Annotated in this window: 5 protein-coding genes; 3 read left to right on the plus strand and 2 right to left on the minus strand. The window is 73.8% G+C overall.

All coding sequences use genetic code 11. The features are described 5' to 3' along the window. Positions 1-134 precede the first annotated feature (134 nt). The 3 genes from ABD353_RS05615 to ABD353_RS05625 all read left to right on the plus strand — a co-directional run bounded on the left by ABD353_RS05615 (position 135) and on the right by ABD353_RS05625 (position 3,272). Positions 135-1,724 (plus strand): oleate hydratase, encoded by a 1,590-nt coding sequence (locus tag ABD353_RS05615; RefSeq protein WP_344622347.1) that lies wholly within the window; start codon positions 135-137, stop codon positions 1,722-1,724. 370 nt (positions 1,725-2,094) lie between these two features. Then, a complete protein-coding gene (locus tag ABD353_RS05620) occupies positions 2,095-2,793 on the plus strand; it encodes a response regulator (RefSeq protein ID WP_344622348.1) in 699 nt (232 codons plus the stop codon). Positions 2,794-2,882: 89 nt separating this feature from the next. Continuing rightward, the gene (locus tag ABD353_RS05625) at positions 2,883-3,272 is read left to right on the plus strand and encodes a pyridoxamine 5'-phosphate oxidase family protein (RefSeq protein WP_344622349.1); all 390 of its coding nucleotides are present in this window, start codon (positions 2,883-2,885) and stop codon (positions 3,270-3,272) included. Between the two features lie 47 nt (positions 3,273-3,319). On the opposite strand, the gene ABD353_RS05630 is transcribed toward ABD353_RS05625, so the two are convergent. Next, a complete protein-coding gene (locus tag ABD353_RS05630; RefSeq protein WP_425555078.1) occupies positions 3,320-5,092 on the minus strand; it encodes a sensor histidine kinase in 1,773 nt (590 codons plus the stop codon). A gap of 90 nt (positions 5,093-5,182) precedes the next feature. After that, entirely contained in the window at positions 5,183-6,301 is a 1,119-nt protein-coding gene (locus ABD353_RS05635; RefSeq protein WP_344622351.1) for a serine hydrolase domain-containing protein, read from the minus strand. Positions 6,302-6,472 lie beyond the last annotated feature (171 nt).

A 6,472-nucleotide genomic window follows, 5' to 3' on the forward strand; every position in this document is an offset into this window, starting at 1 on the left:
TCTGCCGCGCCCGACCGGGACCTGCGGCCCCCGCGGAGGGACTGCAGGGCCCTGCCGGCGGCGGTCGCGCAGCGACCAGGCTGGACGGCGCCTGCCGACGGCGCAGGCGCACTCCACGACGACCGGGACGAGGCATGATCGACAGCGGACGCACCACCAAGGCGTATCTGGTCGGCGGCGGGATCGCCGCCCTGGCAGCAGCAGCCTTCCTGATCCGGGACGGCGGCGTCCCCGGTGAGAACATCCGCATCCTGGAGCAGATGCCCCTCGCCGGCGGCTCGCTCGACGGGCGGAAGGCGCCGGACGGGGCGTACGTGACCCGCGGCGGGCGGATGCTGGAGGACGAGGCGTACACGTGCCTGTGGAACCTCCTGGAATCGATCCCGACCCTGGACGATCCGAACGTCTCCGTCCGCCAGGAGGTCGCCGACTTCAACCGGGCGGTGCCGACGGACGCCAGAGCCCGGCTGATCGACCGCGACCACCGGATCGTCGACGCGTCGCGGCTCGGCCTCGACGCCCGCGACCGGCTGGAACTGGCCCGCCTGCTGGTCACACCCGAGTCGGCGATCGGCGCCCGGCGGATCGACGAGTTCTTCTCCGAACACTTCTTCGCCACCAACTTCTGGGCGATGTGGCGGACGACCTTCGCCTTCCAGAACTGGCACAGCGCAATCGAGCTCAAGCGCTACTTCCTGCGCTTCCTCCAGGAGTTCCCGCGCATCCACACCCTGGCGGGCGTCCGTCGCACCCGGTTCAACCAGTACGACTCCGTCGTGCGGCCGCTCACCAAGTGGCTGCTGGAGCGCGGCGTGCGGATCGAGCAGGGCGTGACCGTCACCGACGTCGACTTCACCGAGAGGGACGGCATCCGCCGCGCCGGGCGCCTCCACCTGCGGCGGGCGAGCGGCCCGGAGACCGTCGAGCTCGCCGAGCTGGACCTGGCGTTCATCACGCTCGGTTCGATGACCGCCGACGCCTCCTTCGGCGGGGACGACACCGTCCCGGAGCTCGTCCGCGACAAGCGCGACGGCAGCTGGACGCTGTGGGAGACGCTGGCCCTGAAGGCGCCCGACTTCGGCCGGCCGTCGGTCTTCAACGGCAGCGTCGCCGAGGCCGCATGGGAGTCGTTCACCCTCACCATGCGCAGCCCCGCCCTGCTCAAGCGGATCGAGGAATACAGCGGCAACGCCCCGGGCACCGGTGCGCTGATGACCTTCAAGGACTCGCCGTGGCTGATGTCGATCGTCGTCCCCCGCCAGCCGCACTTCGACGGCCAGCCCGAGGGCGTGTTCACCCTGTGGGGGTACGGCCTGTTCATGGACGCTCCCGGTGACTTCACCGGCAAGCCCATGGCCGCATGCACCGGGCGGGAGATCCTCACCGAACTGCTCGGCCAGCTGGGCTTCGACGACATCGCGGAGGAGGTGCGCGCCTCCACCACCATCACCTCCGTGATGATGCCCTACATCACCAGCCAGTTCGCCCGCCGCTCGACGCACGACCGGCCCAGGGTGATCCCGCACGGCGCACGGAACTTCGCCTTCCTCGGCCAGTACGTCGAGATTCCGGAGGACGTCGTCTTCACCGTCGAGTACTCGGTGCGCGGCGCCATGCACGCCGTCCACCAGCTGCTGGGACTCGACCTGCCGGTGCCACCGGTGCACCACGCTCTGGCCGAGCCGGCGACCGTGCTCGCGGCCCTGCGGACCGCGCTCGCCTGAGCCGCGCCGCCTCGTCCGCCGGCCGCACCGCGGAGCGCGGCCGGCGGCGGTTCCGGCAGGAACCGGGAACGGCCCGATCGCTGTTCCCGGTTCGGCGTTTCCGTGTCCTGCCGGTGCCCTGCAGCCCGGAGCGATCAGCCCGCACCCGCACGGCTCGGCGCCACCGGGGGGGCCGGCGACACCCGTCACGTCCGAGCGGGCACCTCCCCGGGCAGGGCCGCCCGGACACGCCGTCACCGGGGCGCATAATGGGGTCCGTTGCCGGGGTTGCCGGGGCCGCCCGGCCCCGGTGTCCTCCGGGAGCCCCCGGCACACTGCCGACGGTCCCACCCGCTGCCCCGACGGCGGGTCCGAGAGTTACGGAGACGCGATGACGGGCAGTACGGAGGCCCAGGCGGGCACCCCGATCACGGTGTTCCTCCTCGACGACCACGAGGTCGTCCGGCGCGGCGTGCACGACCTGCTGGACTCCGAGCCCGACCTCACGGTCATCGGCGAGGCCGCCAGCGTCGAACAGGCCCTGGCCCGCGTGCCGGCGCTGCGCCCCGACGTCGCGGTCCTGGACATGCGGCTGCCCGACGGCGACGGCGTGACCGTCTGCCGCGAACTGCGCTCGAAGATGCCGGAGCTGGCGTGCCTCATCCTGACCTCCTTCGACGACGAGGAGGCGCTGCTGGACTCGATCATGGCCGGCGCCTCCGGCTACGTCCTCAAGCAGATCACCGGCACCGACCTGGTCTCGGCCGTCCGCACGGTCGCCGCCGGCCAGTCCATGCTCGACCCCGGTGCCACCACCCGCCTGATGGCCCGCCTGCGCGGCGACACCGCCCCGCCGGCCTCCGACATGCCCGCTCTCACGGACCGGGAGCGGGAGATCCTCGCGCTGATCGGCGAGGGGCTCACCAACCGGCAGATCGGCGAGCGCCTCTACCTGGCGGAGAAGACCGTCAAGAACCACATCTCCCGGCTGCTGGCCAAGCTCGGCGTCGAGCGCCGCGTCCAGGCCGCCGTCATCGCCACCCAGGCCCTGGCCTCCCACGACCGGGCGGCCGGGCGGACCGGCCGCTGACGACCGGGCCCGGCGGCGGGCCGCCCGGCCGTCCGACCGGGGCCGAAGGCCCCTGCCCCGCGCGGCGGTCCCGGGCGACCATCGGTGTCATGACCCCTGACACCGCACCGCTGGGCGAGTGGCACTCCCTGCGTCTCCTGGCCACGTCGTCGATCGGGCGCGTCGTCTACACCGTCGGCGCACTGCCCGCCGTCCTGCCGGTCAGGTACCGGCTCGACGGCAGCGTGCTCGTGCCCGCCCCCGCCGGGTCGGAGTTCCTCCGGGCCGTGGCGGACGCGCTGGTCGCCTTCCAGGCCGACCAGGTGAGCGAGGCGGACGGCAGTGGCTGGAGCGTCACCATCCTCGGCAGGGCCGAGGTGACCGGCCCCGGGGCCGTGGCCGGGTCGCACCCCTGGCCCGCCGACCGGGTCACCGTCCGCATCCGCTCCGAACTGGTGACCGGACGCCTCCTCGCCGACGTGACGCCCCTTCCGCCCTGACACGACACCGGTGGCCGCTCCCGCCGGCGAGCATCGGACCGGTGGGCTCAGCGTCCCAGCGGGGCCGACCAGACGAGCCGGGTCCCGCCGTCCGCCGGGCTCGACAGTTCGAGCAGCCCGCCGAGGCCCTCGGCGCGTTCGGCCATGTTCCGCAGGCCGCTGCGCCGTCCCTGCTCGGGGATGCCGACGCCGTCGTCCAGCACGGCGAGCACCACCTGCTGGCCGGTGGCGCGGAGCGACACCTCCACCCGGTCTGCCCGGGCGTGCCGGGCGGCGTTGCTCAGGGCCTCGGCCAGCACCGCCACCACGTGGTCGGCGACCTCCCCCGGGACGTCGGTGTCGAGCAGGCCCTCCATGCTCAGCCGGGGCGCGAATCCGAGGGTGGCCTGCGCCTCTTCGACCGCCCGGACCACCCGGGCCCGCAGCCCGCGCCCGGCCTCGTCCTCCCGGGCCCGCAGGCCGAAGATGGTCGACCGGATGATCTTGATGGTCTCGTCCAGGTCGCCGACCGCCCGGAGCACCCGGTCGGACGCCCCGGCGTGGTCGATCAGCCGGGCGGCGCTCTGCAGCGTCATGCCGGTGGCGAACAGCCGCTGGATCGCCAGGTCGTGCAGGTCCCGGGCGATCCGGTCGCGGTCCTCCAGCATCGCCAGCTGTTCGGCGTCCCGGCGCCGCTCCCCCAGCTCCAGGGCCAGCGCGGCCTGGTCGGCGAAGCCCAGCAGCGGGCCGATCTCCCGCTCGGTGAAGGGCGGTTCGCCGGGCCGCCGGGCGAGCAGCAGCACGCCCTCGCTCTCGCTGCCGGCCCGGCCCAGCGGAACGGCCACCGCCGCGCCGAGTCCCTGGAAGCGCCGCGGGCCGGCGGACAGCCGCGGGTCGTTGGCGAGGTCGGGGCTGGTCACCGGCTCGGCCTTCGCGACGGCCGCGCCCGAGAGCGTGCCCTCCGCCGGGACGACGAGGCCGAGCCGTGCGGCACCGTCGCCGCCCAGCGCCAGCTCCACCCGCAGCGATCCGGTCCCCGCCACCGGCACCGAGACGTCCGCCAGCTCGGCGCCGGTGATCTCCCGCGCGCGCTGGGCGATCAGCCCGACCACCTCGGACCGGGAGCTCCCCGACAGCAGCGTGCGGGTGATCTCCGCGCTCGCGCTCAGCCAGCGCTGCTGGCGCTGCGCCTCCTCATAGAGCCGGGCGTTGTCGATCGCCACGCCCGCCGCCACGGCGAGGGTCGCGATCACCGACTCGTCGTCGGCGTCGAACTCCTCCCCGCCGCGCTTGTCCGTGAGGTAGAGGTTGCCGAACACCTCGTCGCGCACCCGCACCGGCACCCCGAGGAAGGTCCGCATCACCGGGTGGTGCGCGGGACAGCCGAAGGACGCCGGGTGCTCCGACAGGTCGCGCAGGCGCAGCGCCTCGGGACGGCGGATCAGCTCGCCGAGCAGCCCCTTGCCGGTCGGGTAGGGGCCGATCCGGGCGATCTCCTCCTCCGACAGTCCCACCGTGAGGAACTGCGACAGCGTCTCGCCGTCGGGGCCGATCACACCGAGTGCAGCGTAGCGGGCGTCCACCAGCAAGGCGGCGGCCTCGACGATCCGGCGCAGCACCTGGGTCAGGTCCAGCTCCCGGCCCACCGACAGCACGGCCTCCAGCAGGCTGTGCACCCGGTCCCGGGTACCCCGGGCGGCGTCGATCCGGGCCTGGAGTTCCTCCAGCAGCTCGTCCAGCCGCAGCTGCGGAATCCTCGACCGCACCTCGTCACCGCCCACGCGGCCCTCCTCGTCCCTGGTTGCCGGCCGGTCGATTCTGACAGATGAACGGCCTGACATGGCAGGGATGAACGGCACCCCGAACGGCACCCCTAGGCCCGGCCCGACCCTGCCGACCCCGCCACCCGGGCCGGATCCGGTTCGGCGTCGTCAGCCCGTGGTCCGGCCGTTGCCGAACACGGCCCTGATGAGCCGGTCCAGCGCCTCGGGGAACGCCCGTGCCGGGTCGACGTCGGCGTCGCCGGTGGTCAGCCCCGCGGTGAGGGTCCGGCTGCCGTCGGGGCTGGCGATCATCAGTGCGCCGTAGCCGCCGGGGGCGCCGCCGTTGTGGTGGACGACGGTGCCGCCGTCCGGGCCGAGGTCCTGCACGAACAGGCCGAGGCCGTAGCCGAGCATGCCGTGCGGGGTGCGCATCTCGGCCAGCAGCGGGGCGGGCAGGAGCGCGCCGCCCAGCAGTGAGGAGAAGAAGGTGTGGAGGTCCCGGGTGGTGGAGATCATGTCGCCGGCCCCGGTCAGGAGGGTGAGGTTCTGGCGGGTGACGTCGACGACCTTCCACTGGTCGCCGTCCTGGTAGCGGTAGTAGCCGTGGGCGTGCGGTGCGGGCAGCTCCGGCGAGTCCCCGGGCACCGCGGTGTCCCGGAGCCCGAGCGGCTGCAGGATCCGCAGCCGCATCTGCTCGGCGTACGACCGGCCGGCGGCCTTCTCGATCAGCAGCACGGCGAGGGTGTAGTTGGTGTTGGAGTAGCTCTGGTCGGCCCCGGGCTCGAACCGGGCCGGCTTCGCGAGGGCGAACCGGACGAGTTCCTCCGGCCGGTAGCTGTGGAACCGGTCGTCCACCCACGGCTTGCCCGCCGCCGGGATGCCCGGCACGAAGGTCCCGTCGGGGTCGAGGTCGCCGGTGTAGCTGGCCAGCCCGCTGGTGTGCCGGAGCAGCATCCGCACGGTGATCCGCCCGTCCAGCCCGAGCTCGGGCAGGTGGTCGGCCACCGGGTCGTCCAGCCCGATCGCCCGGTCGGCGACCAGCTGCAGCACCAGGGTCGCGACGAAGGTCTTGGTGGTGCTGCCGATCCAGAACCGTCCGTCCGGCGGCGGCGCCGCCGCCTCGCCGAGCTTGCGCACTCCGGCGGTGCCGGCCCACGCACCCCGCTCGTCGTGGACGCGCATCTGCACCCCGGCGAACCCGGCGTCGACGAAGTCCTCGACGGCCTTCTGCAGGTCGGGACGGTCCTGTCCGGTGGCGTTCTCGGCGGTGCGCAGGGATTCACTCATGGTCGTTTCCTCGTCTCGTGTCGGAGCGTGCCGGGTACTGTCCGCGGCCGTGGCGCCGTGGGAGGTGCGGCTGCGCGCACCTCCCACGGTCCGGTCGGCCGTGCGGCGGTGGTCAGAGGCTGCGGGCGGTGATGTCGCCGGCGGCGGTGGTCGCGCGGATGGTCACGGCGG

The sequence above is a fragment of the Kitasatospora arboriphila genome, from assembly GCF_039528095.1.
In the GTDB taxonomy this organism is placed as follows: Bacteria; Actinomycetota; Actinomycetes; order Streptomycetales; family Streptomycetaceae; genus Kitasatospora; species Kitasatospora arboriphila.

Bases quoted from the DNA above. Each gene is read 5' to 3' on its own strand.
- ABD353_RS05635 (WP_344622351.1), bottom strand. From the start codon at position 6,301: ATGAGTGAATCCCTGCGCACCGCCGAGAACGCCACCGGACAGGACCGT.
- ABD353_RS05615 (WP_344622347.1), top strand. From the start codon at position 135: ATGATCGACAGCGGACGCACCACCAAGGCGTATCTGGTCGGCGGCGGG.
- ABD353_RS05625 (WP_344622349.1), top strand. From the start codon at position 2,883: ATGACCCCTGACACCGCACCGCTGGGCGAGTGGCACTCCCTGCGTCTC.
- ABD353_RS05630 (WP_425555078.1), bottom strand. From the start codon at position 5,092: ATGTCAGGCCGTTCATCTGTCAGAATCGACCGGCCGGCAACCAGGGAC.
- ABD353_RS05620 (WP_344622348.1), top strand. From the start codon at position 2,095: ATGACGGGCAGTACGGAGGCCCAGGCGGGCACCCCGATCACGGTGTTC.